The organism is Streptomyces sp. 130 (assembly GCF_007096885.1).
Classification (GTDB): domain Bacteria; phylum Actinomycetota; class Actinomycetes; order Streptomycetales; family Streptomycetaceae; genus Streptomyces.
Genome location: NZ_VJNO01000032.1, coordinates 1 through 18,081, shown reverse-complemented (window position 1 = coordinate 18,081; position 18,081 = coordinate 1). Strand labels below are relative to the sequence as shown.

The window sequence follows — 18,081 nt, the reverse complement described above, 5'->3', positions numbered from 1 at the left end:
GCGGGCCCGGCACCGCCCGGACGGGGGGCTCCCGGCCGGTCGTCCGGAAGGAGGGACGTCGATGAGTACGAAGGACTTCGTCGAGAAGGACTACTACAAGGTTCTCGGCGTCCCCAAGGACGCCACCGACGCCGAGATCAAGAAGGCGTACCGGAAGCTCGCCCGCGAGTTCCACCCGGACGCCAACAAGGGCGACGACAAGGCGGAGGAGCGCTTCAAGGAGATCTCCGAGGCGAATGACGTCCTCGGGGACTCCAAGAGGCGCAAGGAGTACGACGAGGCGCGTGCCCTCTTCGGCAACGGCGGCTTCCGCGCCGGGCCCGGCGGCGCCCAGGGCAACTTCAACTTCGACCTGGGGGACCTCTTCGGAGGCGCCCAGGGCGGGGGCCAGGGCGGCGCCGGCGGTTTCGGCGGCGGCGGCCTCGGCGATGTGTTCGGCGGCCTCTTCAACCGCGGCGGCGGCGCCGGTACGAGGGTGCAGCCGCGGCGCGGCCAGGACATCGAGTCCGAGGTGACGCTGAGCTTCACCGAGGCGGTCGACGGGGCCACGGTCCCGCTCCGGATGTCCAGCCAGGCGCCCTGCAAGGCGTGCTCCGGCACCGGCGACAAGAACGGCACCCCCAGGGTCTGCCCGACCTGTGTCGGCACCGGCCAGGTCTCGCGCGGCAGCGGCGGCGGCTTCTCGCTCACCGACCCGTGCGTGGACTGCAAGGGCCGCGGCCTCATCGCCCAGGACCCCTGCGACGTCTGCAAGGGCAGCGGCCGGGCCCGCTCCTCGAAGACCATGCAGGTGCGCATCCCCGCGGGCGTCTCGGACGGGCAGCGCATCCGGCTGCGCGGCAAGGGCGCCCCGGGCGAGCGCGGCGGACCGGCCGGCGACCTCTACGTCGTCGTCCACGTCGACGCCCACCCGGTCTTCGGCCGCAAGGGCGACAACCTCACCGTCACGGTGCCCGTCACCTTCACGGAGGCGGCGCTCGGCGGCGAGGTGAAGGTGCCGACGCTCGGCGGTCCGCCCGTCACGCTCAAGCTACCGGCCGGTACGCCGAATGGGCGTACGATGCGGGCCCGTGGCAAGGGCGCGGTCCGCAAGGACGGCACCCGGGGCGACCTCCTGGTCACCGTCGAGGTGACCGTGCCCACCGACCTCGGCACCGAGGCCAGGGACGCACTGGAGGCATACCGCGAGGCGACCGCGGGGCATGACCCGAGGGCGGAGCTGTTCCAGGCGGCGAAGGGAGCTTGAGGTGGACGGCCGACGGCGTAATCCTTACGAACTGACCGACGAGTCCCCGGTGTACGTGATCTCGATCGCGGCCCAGCTCTCGGGCCTGCATCCGCAGACACTGCGCCAGTACGACCGCCTCGGCCTGGTCTCCCCGGACCGCACGGCCGGCCGCGGCCGGCGCTACTCGGCCCGCGACATCGAGCTGTTGCGTACGGTGCAGCAGCTGTCGCAGGACGAGGGCATCAACCTCGCCGGCATCAAGCGCATCATCGAGCTGGAGAACCAGGTCGCGGCGCTCCAGCAGCGCGTCGCCGAACTCTCGGCGGCCGTGGACGGAGCCGCGGCGGCCATGCAGCAGCGCGAGGCCCAGGTCCACGCGTCGTACCGGCGCGATCTGGTCCCCTACCAGGACGTGCAGCAGACCAGCGCCCTGGTGGTCTGGCGCCCCAAGCGCCCCAAGGACTGACCCCGCGCCAAGCGGCCCGCCACCCCGGTGTCCCCGGAGTGGCGGGCCGTTTCGCGTCTCGCGGCGGACGAGGTCATCGGTCGGGCTCGGTGAGGCCCGACTGGACGAGGAGGGCGCCGAGGTGGGTGCGGCTGGTGGCGTTGAGGGTGTGCATGAGTTTGGCGATGTGGGCGCGGCAGGTGCGGACGCTGATGCCGAGCTTCTCGGCGGCGGCCCGGTCGGTGCATCCGTCGGCCAGGAGGCGGGCGATGCTCTGCTGGACGGCGGTGACGGGGGCGCCGGGGCCGGCGGTGGGGAGGGGATCGTCGAGGGGGGTGGCGAGGGCCCAGAGCACGTCGTACAGCTGCGCCAGGTAGCGCACGAGGGCGGGGTGGCGGATCTCCAGGGCGGCGCTGCGGTCCGGGTTGGCCGGGAGGTACGCGACCTTGCGGTCGAAGATCATCAGGCGGTCGACCGCGCGCTCCGTCGTGCGGACCTGGAGGAGGTCGCCGGGCAGCTGGGCCAGATACGCCTTGAGCCCGGGACCGTAACGCGCCGAGTGCTGGTAGAGGTGGCGCAGCCGGACGTTGCGCTTGACGATCGGCAGCGTGCTGGCCAGGGCCACCCGGACGATCTCCGGCGAGCGGGTGCTGCCGGGCTGGGCGGTGAGGACTTCGTCGTTCGCCTCGCGCACGGCGGCGTCGATGGCCTCCTGGATGGAGGGCTGCCCGGTGACGACCCTGATGGCGGGATCCGGGAGTTCGTCCGCGAGCGCGCTCAGTGTGCCCAGGGTCCTGCCCAGGAGATCGGCGGTGCGCACCTGGTCCAGGATCTCCCGGGCCAGCGGATGCAGCAGCTGAGCCAGAGCGGCCGTGGGCGCCACCGGCCTCAGCCGTGTGTCGTCGCGGGGATCGGCGGTGAGGAGGGCGTGCCCGGCCAGGCACGGCACTTCCTCGGCGGCGGACCGGGGTATGCGGCCCTGTGACAGGGCCTGCGCATAGAGGCCGACCGCCTCCTCGCACAGTGCGGCCACGCCGTGGCCGTGCTCGTGGGGGGCCGTCACCGAGTCGGTTCCATGACGCCCGACTGGACGAGGAGGGCGCCGAGGTGGGTGCGGCTGGTGGCGTCGAGGGTGTGCATGAGTCTGGCGATGTGGGCGCGGCAGGTGCGGACGCTGATGCCGAGCTTGCGGGCCACGATCTGGTCGGTGTTGCCCTCGACGAGGAGGCGGGCGACGCTCAGCTGAGTGGCGGTGATCGGGGTGTCGTGCGCGGGCGGCTGGAGGGGGGAGGTCAGCGGCATGGCCTGGGCCCACAGCACCTCGTAGACCTGGACCAGGTAGCGGACGAGGGCGGGATGGCGGATCTCCAGGGCGGCGTCGCGGTTGGCGCTGGCGGGGATCAGGGCGACGGTGCGGTCGAAGACGATGAGCCGTTCGGCCGTCTGCTCGATGGTGCGGACCTGGATGTTGCCGGGCGGGATCTCTTCCAGATACGCCTTGATGGGCGGGTTGTAGCGCGCGGGGTGCTGGTAGATGTGGCGCAGTGACACGCCGCGTTCGGCCATCGCCAGGGCACGGCCCAACGCCTTCGAAAGCCTCTCCTCCTCCTGACCGGTTCCCCCCGGTTGCAGCGTCAGGACCTCTTCCCGCGTGTTGACCAGAGCGTTCTCGATGGCCGTGTCGATCAGCGGGAGACCTTCGAGGACGGTGATCGCGTGGTCGGGGTCGGTTGTGGCGACGGAGGCCAGGGGTGCCAGGGCGTCGGCCAGGGCGGCGGAGAGCCGGATGCGCTCGTGGATCTCCCGGGTGACGGGCTGCAGCAGATGGGCGAGAGCCGAGGACGGTGGCACCGGCCGGATCCAGCCATCATCCTGGGGGTCGGGGTGGACAAGCGCCAACTCGGTGAGGCAGGGGGCGGGTTCGAGTGCGGAGCGGGGGAGCCGACCTGCTCGGAGCGCTTCGGTGTACGTCCTGACACCGGCTTCGCACAGTTCCAGATCGCCGTGCGGCTGATGCGATATGCCCTCGTCCCTGCCCATTCGTGACCCCCCACTTTTGGCAGTGCAGCAAGATGACGGTGGTGCCAGCGTAGTTGCCGGGCCAGTGTGGAGGTGTCGGGGGAGCCGGGAACTCCCCCGGCTGGTCAGGGGCGTGGCCATGCTCTCCCCCATTGCGTGGCCCGCCCGCCCGGCCCGAGGGCGGGGGACTTCGGAGCCGGCCGCCGGTCAGGAATCCTGGTCCAGGATTCCTGACCGGGCGATCAGATAGCCGAGCTGGGCGCGGCTGGTGCTGCCGAGGGCGGCGCTGAGCTTGGCGACGTGGGCGCGGCAGGTGCGTACGTTCATGCCCAGGCGACGGGCGATCGCCTCGTCGACGTAGCCCTCGACGAGGAGTTTCGCTATGGACCGTTGGACACCGGTGATGCCGTCGTTCGGCGGAGTGTACGGAGCCTCTTCGTCAAGGGGTGTCGCCAGCTGCCAGAACTGGTCGAACACCGAGACGAGGTACTCGACCAGTCCCGGGTGGCGCAGTTCGAGCGCGACCTGCCTGTCGCGGCGCGCCGGTATGACGGCGACGGAGCGATCGAAGATGATCATGCGGTCGATCAGCTCTTCGAGTGTCCTGATTTCGACGTTTCCCGAGTGCAGGCGTTCCAAGTAGGCGAAGACGCCGGCGCCATGACGGGCGGTGTGCTGGTAGAGGGTCCGCAGCCGGACGCCGCGGCTGAGGGGGCCTTCCACGCGCTCCAGCGACTGGGTGAGTACGTCGGGGTTGCGGACTCCGCCGGGCTGGATCGTCAGGATCTCCTGGGTGCACTGGGCGGTGGCGGTGTCGAGCGTGGCGTTGATCGTCTGGAGCCCTTCCAGCACGGTGATCGCGTGTGTGCTCACCGAGGGCTGCGTGCTGATCGCCATGAACGGCTCGAATGCATCGGTGAGTTCGATCGTCGTGCGTCGCCGGTCACGGATCTCGCGTTCCAGGGGCTGCAGTCGCTGGGCGAGTACGGCCGACGGTGGAACGGGACGCAGCCAGCTCGCGTCGTCCGGGTCGGGGCGCAGCAGCCCGAACTCCAGGAGGCAGGGCGCCGGGCCTATTTCGGAGCGGGCGATGCGGCCGGCGCCCAGGGCGCTGGCGTACAGCCGGGCGCCCGCGTCGCAGAGCTCCGTGATGAGGTGAGGATGCGTAGGTTTCGCACTTGTTGTGAGCAAATCTCCGCCCCCCAGGGTCCTGAACGTACAGGAACATGATGCATCGCTTCTGTGGCCTGGACGTGCTCACTTGCGCCATGGTCTTGGTAGAGCCGGGGGAGAGGGACTATCAAGTGAGGACGAAGCCGACCATGTACAACAAATTGCTTCGCTCGGTTCTCGCCGTCGCCTTTGCAGCCACGGCTTTTGCCGTGGCGGTTCAGGCCGATCTTTCGAGTCCGGCCGGAGGCGATGTGTCCTGGGACAGCACATTGGCGTCCAAGCTCGGAACGGCGGACGTGTCCTGGGATGTCCTGCCCGCGAGCGACGTGTCCTGGGACGCCCTGCCCGCAGGCGACGTGTCCTGGGACGTCTTGCCCGCAGGTGACGTGTCCTGGGACGTCGCGCCCGCACGTAAGGCCGCGGACGCATGACCACCCCGCCGGACGATCGCACCTTTCGGCGTGAGATGGCGACCGCCTACCGGTCAGGGTGGCATTTCATCGACCTCGTCACGGCGCTGCCCCACCGTGGTGACTCGTTGATGGTCACCCTGTTCGGCGACCCGGTCGTCGTCGCCCGCGAGGACGACGGTGAGGTCCGTGCCTATCGGTGCCTGCGCAAGCCGCGGGGCGCGCCGCAGCCGGTGCGCTGCGCCATTCGGTACGACATGATCTTTGTGAATCTCGCACAGCGTGACCATCAGCTGTTCGAACCGGAAACCATTGCCGCCACCCCCCACAGTGCCTGAGCGATCCCCCGTCGTTCCACGTCGCTCAGTCACTTCCCCCACACAACGGCGCCACCGTGACCTGAACACGGTGGCGCCGTTGTGCTGTGCCGGCGGGCGGCGCGCTCAGCCGCGGCCGAGCGCCCGGTCCAGGGTGATCTCGATGACGACCCGGTCCGGGTTGGGCGACGGCACCCGGTCGTAACGCTCCGTGTGGCGGCGTACGGCCTCCGCGACCCGCTCGGGGTCCGTGCTGACCCGGGCCACGCCCTCCAGGGTCGCCCAGCGGCGGCGGTGCACCTGGCACGCCGCGACGCGGGCGCCGTCCGGTCCGGCGGCCAGGATGTTGGCCACCTTGCGGCTGTGCTTGTTGGTGATGACCCGGGCGAGGCCGGCCTCGGGGTCGTACGTCACGCATACCGGGACCACGTGCGGCGTGCCGTCGGGACGGGGTGTGGTGAGGGTGCACACGTGGCTCTCGCGCCAGAACGCGAGGTACTCGGGGCTCGGCTGGTGTACGTCGACTGCCATGGGCCCCAGCGTATGCGGGCGGGTACGGCCTGCGGTGGCGGGTGCCCGCGGCGGCCGGTTGACTCGGAAGAGGGGCGGGGCCGCGTTTCGCCTTGAGTGGAAGACACTCAACCCCAGCCTCGTCCGGGCTTGAGTGGAATAGACTCAACTTTGTGCACGTTGACCGTGTCAGTAATGGGAACGGACCCGTCATCGCGAGGAGGAGACAGCGCACGTGGACGCCGAACTGACCAACAGGAGCCGGGACGCCGTCAACGCGGCCACGAGCAGGGCCGTGAAGGACGGGCACCCCGATCTGACCCCGGGGCATCTGCTGCTGGCGCTGCTCCTGGGTGAGGACAACGAGAACCTGGTCGATCTGCTGGCCGCCGTCGAGGCCGACCAGATCGCCGTACGCACCGAGACGGAACGGCTCCTGGCCGCGCAGCCCAGCGTGACCGGGTCGACCGTCGCACCGCCCCAGCCCAACCGCGAGCTGCTGGCCGTCATCGCGGACGCCGCGCAGCGCGCCAAGGAGCTCGGCGACGACTACGTCTCCACCGAGCACCTGCTGATCGGGATCGCCGCGAAGGGCGGCCGTGCCGGTGAGATCCTCGACGGGCAGGGGGCCGGCGCGAAGAAGCTGTTGGACGCGTTCGAGAAGAGCAGGGGAGGGCGCCGGGTGACCACTCCGGACCCGGAGGGCCAGTACAAGGCCCTGGAGAAATTCGGCACGGACTTCACCGCCGCCGCGCGCGAGGGCAAGCTCGACCCGGTCATCGGCCGGGACCAGGAGATCCGCCGCGTCGTCCAGGTGCTCTCGCGGCGCACCAAGAACAATCCGGTGCTCATCGGTGAGCCGGGCGTCGGCAAGACCGCCGTCGTCGAAGGGCTCGCCCAGCGCATCGTGAAGGGCGACGTTCCCGAATCCCTCAAGGACAAACGGCTGGTCTCGCTCGATCTGGGGGCCATGGTCGCGGGCGCGAAGTACCGCGGCGAGTTCGAGGAGCGCCTGAAGACCGTCCTCTCCGAGATCAAGGAGAGCGACGGCCAGATCATCACGTTCATCGACGAGCTGCACACCGTCGTGGGCGCGGGCGCCGGCGGCGACTCCGCGATGGACGCGGGCAACATGCTCAAGCCGATGCTGGCCCGCGGCGAGCTGCGGATGGTCGGCGCGACCACGCTCGACGAGTACCGCGAGCGGATCGAGAAGGACCCCGCCCTGGAGCGCCGCTTCCAGCAGGTGCTGGTCGCCGAGCCGTCCGTGGAGGACACCATCGCGATCCTCCGCGGCCTCAAGGGGCGGTACGAGGCCCACCACAAGGTCCAGATCGCGGACGCGTCCCTGGTCGCCGCCGCGACCCTGTCCGACCGCTACATCACCTCCCGCTTCCTGCCCGACAAGGCCATCGACCTCGTGGACGAGGCGGCCTCCCGGCTGCGCATGGAGATCGACTCCTCGCCCGTCGAGATCGACGAGCTCCAGCGCTCCGTCGACCGCCTGCACATGGAGGAGCTGGCCCTCAGGAACGAGACCGACGCCGCCTCCAAGCAGCGCCTGGACAAGCTGCGCCGCGACCTCGCCGACAAGGAGGAGGAGCTGCGCGGCCTCAACGCCCGCTGGGAGAAGGAGAAGCAGGGCCTGAACCGGGTCGGCGAGCTCAAGGAGCGCCTGGACGACCTGCGCGGCCAGGCCGAACGCGCCCAGCGCGACGGCGACTTCGACACCGCGTCGAAACTGCTGTACGGGGAGATCCCCGGCCTGGAACGCGAGCTGGCCGAGGCCGACGAGGCCGAGCAGGAGGCCGCCCGCGAGCCCAAGGAGACCCTGGTCAAGGAGGAGGTCGGGCCGGACGACATCGCCGATGTGGTGGGCGCCTGGACCGGCATCCCGGCCGGCCGGCTCCTGGAGGGTGAGACGCAGAAGCTGCTGCGCATGGAGTCGGAGCTGGGCAAGCGCCTGATCGGGCAGACCGAGGCCGTGCAGGCCGTCTCGGACGCGGTACGCCGCACCCGGGCCGGCATCGCCGACCCGGACCGCCCGACCGGCTCGTTCCTGTTCCTCGGCCCGACCGGCGTCGGCAAGACCGAGCTGGCGAAGGCCCTCGCGGACTTCCTCTTCGACGACGAGCGGGCCATGGTCCGCATCGACATGAGCGAGTACAGCGAGAAGCACAGCGTCGCCCGGCTGGTCGGCGCCCCGCCCGGCTACGTCGGTTACGAGGAGGGCGGCCAGCTCACGGAGGCGGTCCGCCGCCGCCCGTACACCGTCGTCCTGCTGGACGAGGTCGAGAAGGCCCACCCCGAGGTCTTCGACATCCTGCTGCAGGTCCTGGACGACGGCCGGCTCACCGACGGACAGGGCCGGACGGTGGACTTCCGGAACACCATCCTGATCCTCACGTCCAACCTCGGCAGCCAGTACCTGACCGACCCCCTGACCAAACCGGAGGAGAAGAAGAGCCAGGTCCTGGAGGTCGTCCGGGCCTCCTTCAAGCCGGAGTTCCTGAACCGGCTGGACGACCTGGTGGTCTTCTCCGCGCTGTCCGGCGACGAGCTGGCGCACATCGCGGGCCTCCAGATCGACCGGCTCGCGAGGCGCCTGGCCGACCGGCGGCTCACCCTGGACGTCACCCCGGATGCCCTGGCCTGGCTGGCCGAGGAGGGCAACGATCCGGCGTACGGTGCCCGGCCGCTGCGCCGCCTCATCCAGACGGCGATCGGCGACCGGCTCGCGAAGGAGATCCTGGCGGGTGAGATCAAGGACGGCGACACGGTCCGCGTGGACCGCTTCGAGGACGGCCTGATCGTCGGCGCGGCGAGCTGAGAGCGGACCGCGACGCCGCGAGCGGAACCCGTACGGCTCAACCGGAACGCCCTGGCCCCGTCCCCACCGGCTGAATATCAGCTCGTGGCGGATCGGGGCCTTCCGGGCTTGCCATGCCCCGCCCGCGATAGGAGAGGATGGCAGCCAACCGCACGAAGGGAAATAACGGTGAGCATCGATCCGTCCTCGATTCCTAACTTCGGGGCTCAGCCCGGACCGCAGGCGGCAGGACCGGAGGGCCCCGTCGTCCCTGACCAGGACCTCGTCAAGCAGCTGCTGGACCAGATGGAGCTGAAGTACGTCGTCGACGACGAGGGCGACCTCGCCGCGCCGTGGGAGGAATTCCGCACGTACTTCATGTTCCGCGGCGAGAACGAGCAGCAGGTCTTCTCGGTCCGCACGTTCTACGACCGCCCGCACGCCACGGACCAGCGCCCGGTCCTGCTCGACGCGATCGACGACTGGAACCGCCGCACCCTGTGGCCCAAGGTCTACACGCACACCCACGAGCCCGAGGAGGGTTCGGAGGAGGGCGGCCCCTCGGTCCGCCTGATCGGTGAGGCGCAGATGCTCATCGGCACCGGCGTCTCCCTGGAGCACTTCGTCTCCTCGACGGTGAGCTGGGTGCGCGCCTCCATCGAGTTCGACAAGTGGCTGCTGGAGCGGCTGGGCCTGGCCCCGGCCGAGCAGAAGTCCGAGGACGGCACGGAGCAGTCCGCTCCGGACGCCTGAGTCTTCTGCGCACGTGTGAAGAGGCCCGGCCGGGGGAACCCGGCCGGGCCTCTTCATGTCGCCCGGCCCGGAGGAAGGGGCCCGCGCCCGTGGAACACGCCTGCCTGCCGGCCCGTTCGCACCCCCCCCGAGCCTCCGACCACGTGGGGTGATCCGCGAAGGAGTTCAGGACCGCAAGCGCCGCAGGCGGGTGGCGGCCTCGGCGAGGACGTCGTGCTTCTTGCAGAAGGTGAAGCGGACCTGGGTGCGGCCGGCGTCGGGGTCGTCGTAGAAGACGGAGTTGGGGACGGCGACGACGCCGCAGCGTTCGGGGAGGGTGCGGCAGAAGGTGTGGGCGTCCTCCTCACCGAAGGGGGCGATGTCGGTGGTGATGAAGTACGTGCCCGCCGGCTGGTAGACCTCGAAGCCGGCGGCCCGCAGACCGTCGCCGAGCAGGTCGCGCTTGAGCCGCAGATCGGCACGGAAGCCGTCGAAGTACGTGTCCGGCAGGTTGAGCGCCTCGGCGATCGCGTACTGGAAGGGGCCCGCGCTGACGTAGGTCAGATACTGCTTCGCGGCCCGTACGGCGGCGATCAGCGGAGCGTCCGCCGTGGCCCAGCCGACCTTCCATCCGGTGAAGGAGAACGTCTTGCCGGCCGACGAGATGGTGACCGTGCGGTCGCGCATGCCGGGGAAGCCGGCCAGCGGCAGGTGTTCGCCCTCGAAGACCAGGTGCTCGTAGACCTCGTCGGTGACGACGAGCAGATCGTGCTCGCAGGCGAGCTCCGCGATCGCCTGCAGTTCCTCGCGGCTCAGCACCGTGCCGGTCGGGTTGTGCGGGGTGTTGATCAGCAGCAGCCGGGTCCGCCGGGTGACCGCCGCGCGCAGCTCGTCGAGGTCCAGCCGAAAGGTGCCCGCGGAGGTGTCGGGGCGCAGTGTGACGGGAACGCGCGTGGCGCCCGCCATCGCGATGCAGGCGGCGTACGAGTCGTAGTACGGCTCCAGCGCGATCACCTCGTCGCCGGGTTCCAGGAGTGCCAGGAGCGAGGCGGCGATGGCCTCGGTGGCGCCCGCGGTGACCAGCACCTCGGTGTCGGGGTCGTACGCCAGGCCGTAGCGCCGCTGCTGGTGGCCGGTGATCGCGGTGCGCAGCTCGGGGACGCCGGGGCCGGGCGGGTACTGGTTTCCGTGCCCGGCGCGCAGGGCACGGACCGCGGCCTCGCGGACCTCCTCGGGGCCGTCGGTGTCCGGGAAGCCCTGGCCGAGATTGATGGCTCCGGTGCGGACGGCCAGCGCGGACATCTCCGCGAAGATCGTCGTGCCGAACTCGGCGAGGCGGCGGTTGAGCAGCGGTCGTCCGTGTGTCATGGCCGTCATCCTGCGCGCAAGCTCTGGACTTGCTCAAGTCTGCTTTGGCCGCACGGCGGCGGGGGCATCTCGTCTGCACGCCGGAAGGGCGCGGAGCGGGGGCCTCGCTTCGGGGGACGGAAGGACGTGGGGTCATGGACGGAGTGCTGGCAGGGGCGATTCTGATCATCGTGGTGTTCTTGCTCGTCGGGATGGTGGCGGGGGCCGGCGGCCGGGGGCGTGCGCCGGCGCGCAGCAGGCGGCGTGGCACGGCGGGGGGCTCGGCCGCCGGGGGCAGCTGGTGGGCCGGGGACGGCGGTGGCTCGTCCGGCGGTGACGGTGGCTCGTCCGGCGGCGACGGTGGGCACTCGGGCGGCCACTCCTGCGGCGGGGGGTCCTCGTGCGGCGGGGGTTCCTCCTGCGGCGGAGGCGGTGGCGGGGGCGGATGCGGCGGAGGCAGCTGACACGGGGCAGTTGGTCCGCGTGGGCGTGTTCGCGAACACGCCCCGGGGCCCGGCGGGAAGCGCGGCGCGAGCGCCAAGTCCCGCCGGGTTCCTTTTTGTTGGGGCCTCTCACGGGTCTGCGGTGAACAGGTGAGCGGAAGGACCCCCGAGCGGGATGGAAACCCCGGCAAGTTGGGCAAAAACGCTGTGAGTGCGGCGTAGTTCGTGATTCCCTCGTTGGAGAGAACATTCAGCCCTCGGACCCCAGTTGGACCTGATCGGGCGCTTCCCACCTCCCACGCGCACGACGCGGGGGCGTCCCCTGTCCATGTGTCCATGCGTGTTTGCGGAGCCGACCCATGCTCACGACCCTTCATACGGCCTATTCCGATACCCGTGCCGCCGATCTGGCCTGGGCGCTGGGGCGCGAGCCGCTCCCGGCGCTGGCCGTCCTCGATCTCGAACTCGCCGGCGCCACCATGCAGCTGCGCCTGCTCGGCGCCTCCCACCAGGTGCTCCTGGAGGAGGAGCACGGCAGCTGTTCCGAGACCGTCGCCTGCATGCCCGGCAGCAGCACCCCGCTGCCGCTGGGTGTCGCCAAGCGGATCGGCGGCTGGGAGTACGAGTTCGCGGCCCGCGTCGAGACGCTGAACGCGGGGTCCTTCGCCGGGCGCGCGCAGGAGCTGCTGGCGCTCGTCGCCGACCATCCGCACGGCCTCGCCGGAACGTTTCCGGGCAGCCCGCACGCCTTCACGGCCATGCTCGCCCAGCGGACCGAGGGCCAGGTGCGGTGGCGTACCTGGCACGCGTACCCGCAGGAGGGCCAGCTCGTGGCGACGCGGACCCGGGTGGGCGTGCGGACTCCCGCGGTGGCGCTGTGACGCGCTCCGACCGCGCGTCAGGTGCGCCAGTCGCACCCTTGTGGGTGACAGGCGGCGAGCGACCGGTGACGTAGCGTTCGCGGCATGATCGACCAGCAGGTGTCGCTGCGAGGGGGCGCGGCGCGGCTTCCCGTCCGGCCGAGGACCGGTCGGTACCTCGTGCTGGCCGCCGTCTTCGTCTGTGCCGCCTGCGGACTGGTGTACGAGCTCGAACTGGTGGCGCTCGCCTCCTACCTGATCGGTGACTCGGTCACCCAGGCGTCCGTCGTGCTCTCCGTGATGGTGTTCGCGATGGGGATCGGATCGCTGCTCGCGAAACGTTTACGCAACCGGGCGGCCGTGGGCTTCGGCCTGATCGAGGCGGCGCTGGCCCTGGTGGGCGGTTTCTCGGCGCTGGTGCTCTACGCGTCGTTCGCCTGGTTCGGTGAGTCGCGGTACGCGCTGGTCGGGTTCTCGCTGACGATCGGCGTCCTGATCGGCGCGGAGATCCCCCTGCTGATGACGCTGATCCAGCGGGTGGACCGGCAGGACGCGGGCGGGGCCGTCGCCGATCTGTTCGCGGCGGACTACGTGGGCGCGCTCGTCGGCGGCCTCGCCTTTCCCTTCCTGCTGCTGCCGACGCTCGGCCAGCTCACCGGCGCGCTGCTGACCGGTGCGGTGAACGCGGCGGCGGGCGGGGCGCTGGTGCTGTGGGTGTTCCGGCGGGACGTGGGCCGCAGGGCGCGGTGGCTGCTGATCGCCGCCAATGTCACGGTGATCGCGGTGCTGGCCGCGGCCGCGCTGCTGGCCGCCGACTTCGAGCGGGCGGCGCGGCGCGCGGTGTACGGGGACCAGGTGCGGGTCGCCGTGCGGACCGACGTGCAGGAGGTCGTGCTGACCGGGGCCGGCCGCAGCTCCCTGGACCTCTATCTGGACGGGCGGCTGCGGGTCAGCTCCCGCGACGAGTACCGCTACCACGAGGCGCTGGTGCACCCGGCGATGAACGGGACGCACGCCCGGGTCCTGATCCTGGGCGGCGGGGACGGGCTGGCTGCGCGGGAGGTGCTGCGCTACCCGGACGTGCGCGGCGTGACCCTGGTCGAGCTGGACCCGGCCGTCACCCGACTGGCCCGTACGGACCGGGCGCTTTCCGCGCTGAACGCGCACGCGCTGGACGACCCTCGCGTGACGACGGTGACCGCCGACGCGTTCACCTGGCTGCGGACCGCCCGCGACCGCTACGACGTGGTGATCTCCGACCTCCCCGACCCCGGGATCTCCGCCGGCACGAAGCTCTACTCGGCGGAGTTCTACGGCCTGGTCGCCCGGGCCCTCGCACCGCACGGACGGCTGGTGGTGCACGCGGGCCCGCCCGTCGGCCGGCCGCGCACCTACTGGACGGTCGACGCGTCCATGCGGGCCGCCGGGCTGCGTCCGCGCCCCTATCGGATCAGCGGGCGCCGGCCGGGCTCCGCGGTCGGTCCCGACCGGCCCGAGGGCGGTGCGGACGGGGACCGCGGCTGGGGGTTCCTGCTGGCCGGGACGGCCGCCACCCCCACGCTCGGCCTGGCCCCGGACGCGCCCCCGCTGCGCTCCCTGACCGTGCCGGGGCTGCTGGCCGCGGGGCGCGGGGCGGAGGCCGGGCGGCGCTCCGGCCTCCCGCCGTCGACGCTGGTGCACCCGCGCTACTGGGAGGCGCGGTGAGGTGGGCCGGCGGGCGGTCGCGGGGGTCGCGGGGGCCGGGCGCGGCGGCTTCGCGGGTGCGGAAGCGCTGACGGGACGGCCGGGGCTGAGTAGGCTCGTTCACCATGGAGCATGAGGTGTTCGTTCCGGTTCCGGTCCCGGCCCTGCGGCGGACGCTGGGCGACCCCGTCCGGGTCGCCCGCTGTGTACCGGGGTTCCAGCAGGACGCCGACGCGTCGGCGGGTCCCCTGACGGGCCGGCTCAGAATCCGGGCGGGCGGCCACACCATCACGTACCGGGGCACGCTGCGGCTCACGCCGTTGCCGGGCGACCCGGACGTGGACTCCGTGCACGCCGTCCTGGTGGAGGGCGAGGGCGCGGAGGCCCGGGGCGGCGGCTCGGCGCGGCTCTCGCTGACCCTCCGGCTGGCGGAGGGCGACGAGGGCACATCGATCGCCTTCGAGGGTGGCGCGACCGGTGACGGCCGCCTGCGGGACCTGGAGCCGGCGGCGGCGCTGTCGACGGCCCACCGGCTGCTGGACCGGTTCGCCCAGCAGCTCGTGACGGAGTCGCTGGCCGCCCAGGGCGAAGGCGCGGCCGACGAGGCGTGGAGCGGCGGAGCGCCGGCCCCCGGCAGCGGCACGGCCCCGGGCGCGGGGGCTTCGAACGGCGTGGCTTCGGACGGCGGGGCCTCGGAAGGCGGGGCCTCGGGCGATGGGGCCGTTGCCGACGGGGCCTCCGCCGGGACGCCGGAGACGCCGGAGACGCCGGGCGCCGCCGAGGTCACCGCCGATGAGCTGGCCGTCGGGGAGGCCGTGGAGAAGGCGCTCGAAGAGGCCGCCGAGGAAGCGGACCAGAGCGGCCCCGGGCCCTCGGCCGGCTCCCCGCTCAGCGGCTCCGGCCCCCTGGGCGGCGCCGAGGAGTCGCTGCCGACGCACGAGGCCGCCCCCGACGAGGCGCCGGGCGTGGAGCAGCCGGGGGAGCGGGGTGCGGAGCCGGGCAGGGAACAGCCGGGGGAGCGGGGCGGGGACCCGGCGCAGGACCGGGAGGCTCTGTTCGACGCGCCCATTCCACCGTCGTCGCTCGACCCGGTCGCCGGGATCGAGTTCAGCGTGCCGGACGGGCCTCCCGCCGAGGCCGCGCATGCCCGGCGCACCATGATCGGGCGCAGTGCGGAGGAGGTCGACCACGCCCCGCCGCGCGGCCGGTACGCCCCGGTGCCCTCGCCGGACGCGGGCGGTGCGGGTGCGACGCTGCGCTGGGTCGCCCCGGCGGCGGCGCTGGCCCTCGCCTCGGCGGTGGTCCTGAGCCGGGCGTTGCGGCGCCGGAGGTAGCGGCGCCAGTAGGGTCGTCCTGTGAGCAGTGGTGAGAAGGACGTCCGGCTCTCCGCCGGCGATGCAGAGTTGACCGTGAACCCCGCCAACGGCTGCCGTATCAGCAGCCTGCGGATCGGCGGTACCGAACTGCTGCGGCAGGGGGAGCGCTACGGCTGCTTCCCGATGGTGCCGTGGTGCGGGCGGACCGAGAACGGGCAGTTCCGCGACGGCGGCGTCCTCCACCAGCTGCCGCTGACCGCTCCGCCGCACGCCATCCACGGCACCGGCCGCGACACGGCGTGGCACACCGCCCTGGAGAGCGGGACGCAGGCGTCGTTCTACTACGACCTGGCCGACCCCTGGCCGTACCCGGGCCGGGTGACCCAGACCTTCGAACTGGCCGAGGACTCCCTCACGTTGGCGTTCGGCATCGAGACGTACGGGGACTCGTTCCCGGCCCAGGCGGGCTGGCACCCGTGGTTCCGCCGCCGCCTCGACACCGGCGAGGAGGTCCGTATCGACTTCGACGCCGCCTGGCAGGAGGAGCGCGGCGACAACCACCTGCCGACCGGGCGCCGGATTCCGCCCCTGCCCGGCCCGTGGGACGACTGCTTCGGGATGCCGGACGGTGTCGATGTCACCCTCACCTGGCCGGAGCGGCTGGAGCTGACGGTGAAGAGCCGGTCCGAGTGGGTCGTGATCTACGACGAGCAGGACGAGGCGGTCTGTGTGGAGCCGCAGTCGGGCCCGCCGAACGGGCTGAACACCGACCCCCGCCATGTCACCCCGATCGAGCCGCTGGAGATCGCCGCCACCTGGAGCTGGCGCCGGCTCTGAGCGCGGAGCGCGGGCCGGCGGGCCGGTCCCGGCCTCGGGCGGGCTGTGGCGGGAAATGCGCACCTTATCCTCGTAGCCATGACTGACGTACGTGCTGAGCTGCTGCAGCAGATCAAGGACAAGGCCGTGGTCCACGGCAAGGTGACGCTCTCCTCCGGCCTGGAGGCCGACTGGTACATCGATCTGCGCCGCATCACGCTGGACGGCAAGGCCGCTCCGATGGTCGGTCAGGTCATGCTCGACGCGACGGCCGAGCTGGACTACGACTGCGTGGGCGGGCTGACGCTCGGCGCCGACCCGGTCGCCACGTCGATGCTGCACGCCTCCGCGGCCCGTGGCCAGGCGCTGGACGCCTTCGTCGTCCGCAAGGCGCAGAAGGCCCACGGGATGCAGCGCCGGATCGAGGGCGCGGACGTCAAGGGCCGTCGCTGCCTCGTCGTCGAGGACACCTCGACGACCGGCGGCTCGCCGCTGACCGCCGTCGAGGCCGTGCGCGAGGCCGGCGGCGAGGTCGTCGCCGTGGCCGTGATCGTCGAGCGCGGTGCCGCTCCGGCCATCGCCGAGGCGGGCCTTCCGTACGTCCACGTCTACTCGGTCCCGGACCTCGACCTCGCCTGACCTGGCAGTTTGCCCGAAGGGGGTCGGTTTCACGTGAAACCGACCCCCTTCGTCGTACGTCGGCGAGCGGGTCCGCAGGGGCCGGAAGGCACCGCCGGGTGGAGCCGGAACCAGAGTCTGGGAAGATGGGGGCGACGATGACGTCGCCCCCAGGTCAGGGACCCAGCAACGCACACCCGCACATCCCAAGGAGCGGACAGATGCCCATCGCAACCCCCGAGGCATACGCCGAGATGCTCGACCGGGCGAAGGCAGGCAAGTTCGCCTACCCGGCCATCAACGTGACGTCGACCCAGACCCTGCACGCCGCGCTGCGCGGCTTCGCGGAGGCCGAGAGCGACGGCATCGTGCAGATCTCGACCGGCGGCGCGGAGTTCCTGGGCGGCCAGTACAACAAGGACATGGTCACGGGTGCCGTCGCCCTCGCCGAGTTCGCGCACATCGTCGCCGCCAAGTACGACGTCACCGTCGCGCTGCACACCGACCACTGCCCCAAGGACAAGCTGGACGGCTACGTCCGCCCGCTGCTCGACATCTCCGCCGAGCGCGTCGCCAAGGGGCTGAACCCGCTGTTCCAGTCGCACATGTGGGACGGCTCGGCCGAGACGCTGGCCGACAACCTGGCCATCGGCCAGGAGCTGCTGGCCAAGGCCGCCGCCGCCAAGATCATCCTTGAGGTCGAGATCACCCCGACCGGTGGCGAGGAGGACGGCGTCACCCACGAGATCAACGACGAGCTCTACACGACCGTGGACGACGCGCTGCGCACCGCCGAGGCGCTGGGCCTGGGCGAGAAGGGCCGCTACCTGCTGGCCGCCTCGTTCGGCAACGTGCACGGCGTCTACAAGCCGGGCAACGTCGTCCTGCGCCCGGAGCTCCTCAAGGACCTCCAGGAGGGCGTCGGCGCCAAGTACGGCAAGACGTCGCCGTTCGACTTCGTCTTCCACGGCGGCTCCGGCTCCACCGCCGAGGAGATCACCACCGCGCTGGAGAACGGCGTCGTGAAGATGAACCTCGACACCGACACCCAGTACGCCTTCACCCGCCCGATCGTGGACCACGTGTTCCGCAACTACGACGGTGTGCTGAAGGTCGACGGCGAGGTCGGCAACAAGAAGGTCTACGACCCGCGCAGCTGGGGCAAGTCCGCCGAGGGCGGCATGGCCAAGCGCGTCACGGAGGCGTGCGCCAGCCTGCGCTCCACCGGCACCAAGCTGAAGTAATCCGGTACGGATGTGTGGCGTGGGGGCCCCCCCCCCCCCGGGGGCCGGGGCCCCCCCAGGGGCGGCCCCCCCCCCCCCCCCCCCCCGCGCCCCAGGGGGGAAGGGCAAAAC

Annotated in this window: 17 protein-coding genes; 12 read left to right on the top strand and 5 right to left on the bottom strand. The window is 71.8% G+C overall.

Features of this window, described 5'->3' with window-relative positions; all coding sequences use genetic code 11:
- Positions 1–61 precede the first annotated feature (61 nt).
- On the top strand, positions 62–1,246 hold the full coding sequence (dnaJ, locus tag FKN01_RS23900; protein ID WP_143623931.1) for a molecular chaperone DnaJ: 1,185 nt from the start codon (positions 62–64) through the stop codon (positions 1,244–1,246).
- Position 1,247: 1 nt separating this feature from the next.
- Positions 1,248–1,694, top strand: a complete 447-nt coding sequence (locus FKN01_RS23895; RefSeq protein WP_018522258.1) for a heat shock protein transcriptional repressor HspR — start codon at positions 1,248–1,250, stop codon at positions 1,692–1,694.
- A gap of 73 nt (positions 1,695–1,767) precedes the next feature.
- On the opposite strand, the gene FKN01_RS23890 is transcribed toward FKN01_RS23895, so the two are convergent.
- The 3 genes from FKN01_RS23890 to FKN01_RS23880 form a co-directional block, all read right to left on the bottom strand.
- Complete coding sequence (locus tag FKN01_RS23890) at positions 1,768–2,736, bottom strand: LuxR C-terminal-related transcriptional regulator (RefSeq protein ID WP_143623929.1); 969 nt, start codon at positions 2,734–2,736, stop codon at positions 1,768–1,770.
- Entirely contained in the window at positions 2,733–3,713 is a 981-nt protein-coding gene (locus FKN01_RS23885) for a LuxR C-terminal-related transcriptional regulator (protein WP_143623927.1), read from the bottom strand. The genes FKN01_RS23890 and FKN01_RS23885 overlap by 4 nt, the downstream gene beginning before the upstream one ends.
- 186 nt (positions 3,714–3,899) lie before the next feature.
- The gene (locus FKN01_RS23880) at positions 3,900–4,883 is read right to left on the bottom strand and encodes a helix-turn-helix transcriptional regulator (RefSeq protein ID WP_185992962.1); all 984 of its coding nucleotides are present in this window, start codon (positions 4,881–4,883) and stop codon (positions 3,900–3,902) included.
- A 131-nt stretch (positions 4,884–5,014) separates the two neighbouring features.
- Between FKN01_RS23880 and FKN01_RS23875 the strand changes: the two genes are divergently transcribed.
- On the top strand, positions 5,015–5,296 hold the full coding sequence (locus tag FKN01_RS23875) for a hypothetical protein (RefSeq protein ID WP_143623925.1): 282 nt from the start codon (positions 5,015–5,017) through the stop codon (positions 5,294–5,296).
- The gene (locus FKN01_RS23870; RefSeq protein ID WP_018102083.1) at positions 5,293–5,613 is read left to right on the top strand and encodes a hypothetical protein; all 321 of its coding nucleotides are present in this window, start codon (positions 5,293–5,295) and stop codon (positions 5,611–5,613) included. The genes FKN01_RS23875 and FKN01_RS23870 overlap by 4 nt, the downstream gene beginning before the upstream one ends.
- A 105-nt stretch (positions 5,614–5,718) precedes the next feature.
- On the opposite strand, the gene FKN01_RS23865 is transcribed toward FKN01_RS23870, so the two are convergent.
- Positions 5,719–6,123, bottom strand: a complete 405-nt coding sequence (locus tag FKN01_RS23865; RefSeq protein WP_143623923.1) for a pyridoxamine 5'-phosphate oxidase family protein — start codon at positions 6,121–6,123, stop codon at positions 5,719–5,721.
- A 214-nt stretch (positions 6,124–6,337) separates the two neighbouring features.
- Between FKN01_RS23865 and clpB the strand changes: the two genes are divergently transcribed.
- Both clpB and FKN01_RS23855 read left to right on the top strand, forming a co-directional pair.
- On the top strand, positions 6,338–8,932 hold the full coding sequence (gene clpB / locus FKN01_RS23860; RefSeq protein WP_143623921.1) for an ATP-dependent chaperone ClpB: 2,595 nt from the start codon (positions 6,338–6,340) through the stop codon (positions 8,930–8,932).
- 168 nt (positions 8,933–9,100) lie between these two features.
- A complete protein-coding gene (locus FKN01_RS23855; RefSeq protein WP_143623919.1) occupies positions 9,101–9,664 on the top strand; it encodes a YbjN domain-containing protein in 564 nt (187 codons plus the stop codon).
- Between the two features lie 165 nt (positions 9,665–9,829).
- On the opposite strand, the gene FKN01_RS23850 is transcribed toward FKN01_RS23855, so the two are convergent.
- A complete protein-coding gene (locus FKN01_RS23850) occupies positions 9,830–11,011 on the bottom strand; it encodes a pyridoxal phosphate-dependent aminotransferase (protein ID WP_143623917.1) in 1,182 nt (393 codons plus the stop codon).
- 781 nt (positions 11,012–11,792) lie between these two features.
- On the opposite strand from FKN01_RS23850, the gene FKN01_RS23840 reads away from it, so the two are divergent.
- From FKN01_RS23840 to fbaA, 6 genes are all read left to right on the top strand, one after another.
- A complete protein-coding gene (locus tag FKN01_RS23840) occupies positions 11,793–12,314 on the top strand; it encodes a DUF2617 family protein (protein ID WP_143623913.1) in 522 nt (173 codons plus the stop codon).
- 84 nt (positions 12,315–12,398) lie between these two features.
- The gene (locus FKN01_RS23835; RefSeq protein ID WP_143623911.1) at positions 12,399–13,997 is read left to right on the top strand and encodes a polyamine aminopropyltransferase; all 1,599 of its coding nucleotides are present in this window, start codon (positions 12,399–12,401) and stop codon (positions 13,995–13,997) included.
- 116 nt (positions 13,998–14,113) lie between these two features.
- Positions 14,114–15,310, top strand: coding sequence for an SRPBCC domain-containing protein (locus FKN01_RS23830; RefSeq protein ID WP_143624016.1), 1,197 nt, complete (start codon positions 14,114–14,116; stop codon positions 15,308–15,310).
- Positions 15,311–15,331: 21 nt separating this feature from the next.
- A complete protein-coding gene (locus tag FKN01_RS23825) occupies positions 15,332–16,129 on the top strand; it encodes an aldose 1-epimerase (protein ID WP_143623909.1) in 798 nt (265 codons plus the stop codon).
- 78 nt (positions 16,130–16,207) lie between these two features.
- Positions 16,208–16,747, top strand: a complete 540-nt coding sequence (pyrE, locus tag FKN01_RS23820; RefSeq protein WP_143623907.1) for an orotate phosphoribosyltransferase — start codon at positions 16,208–16,210, stop codon at positions 16,745–16,747.
- A 200-nt stretch (positions 16,748–16,947) separates the two neighbouring features.
- Positions 16,948–17,970, top strand: a complete 1,023-nt coding sequence (gene fbaA / locus FKN01_RS23815; protein WP_143623905.1) for a class II fructose-bisphosphate aldolase — start codon at positions 16,948–16,950, stop codon at positions 17,968–17,970.
- The last annotated feature ends 111 nt before the right edge of the window (positions 17,971–18,081 follow it).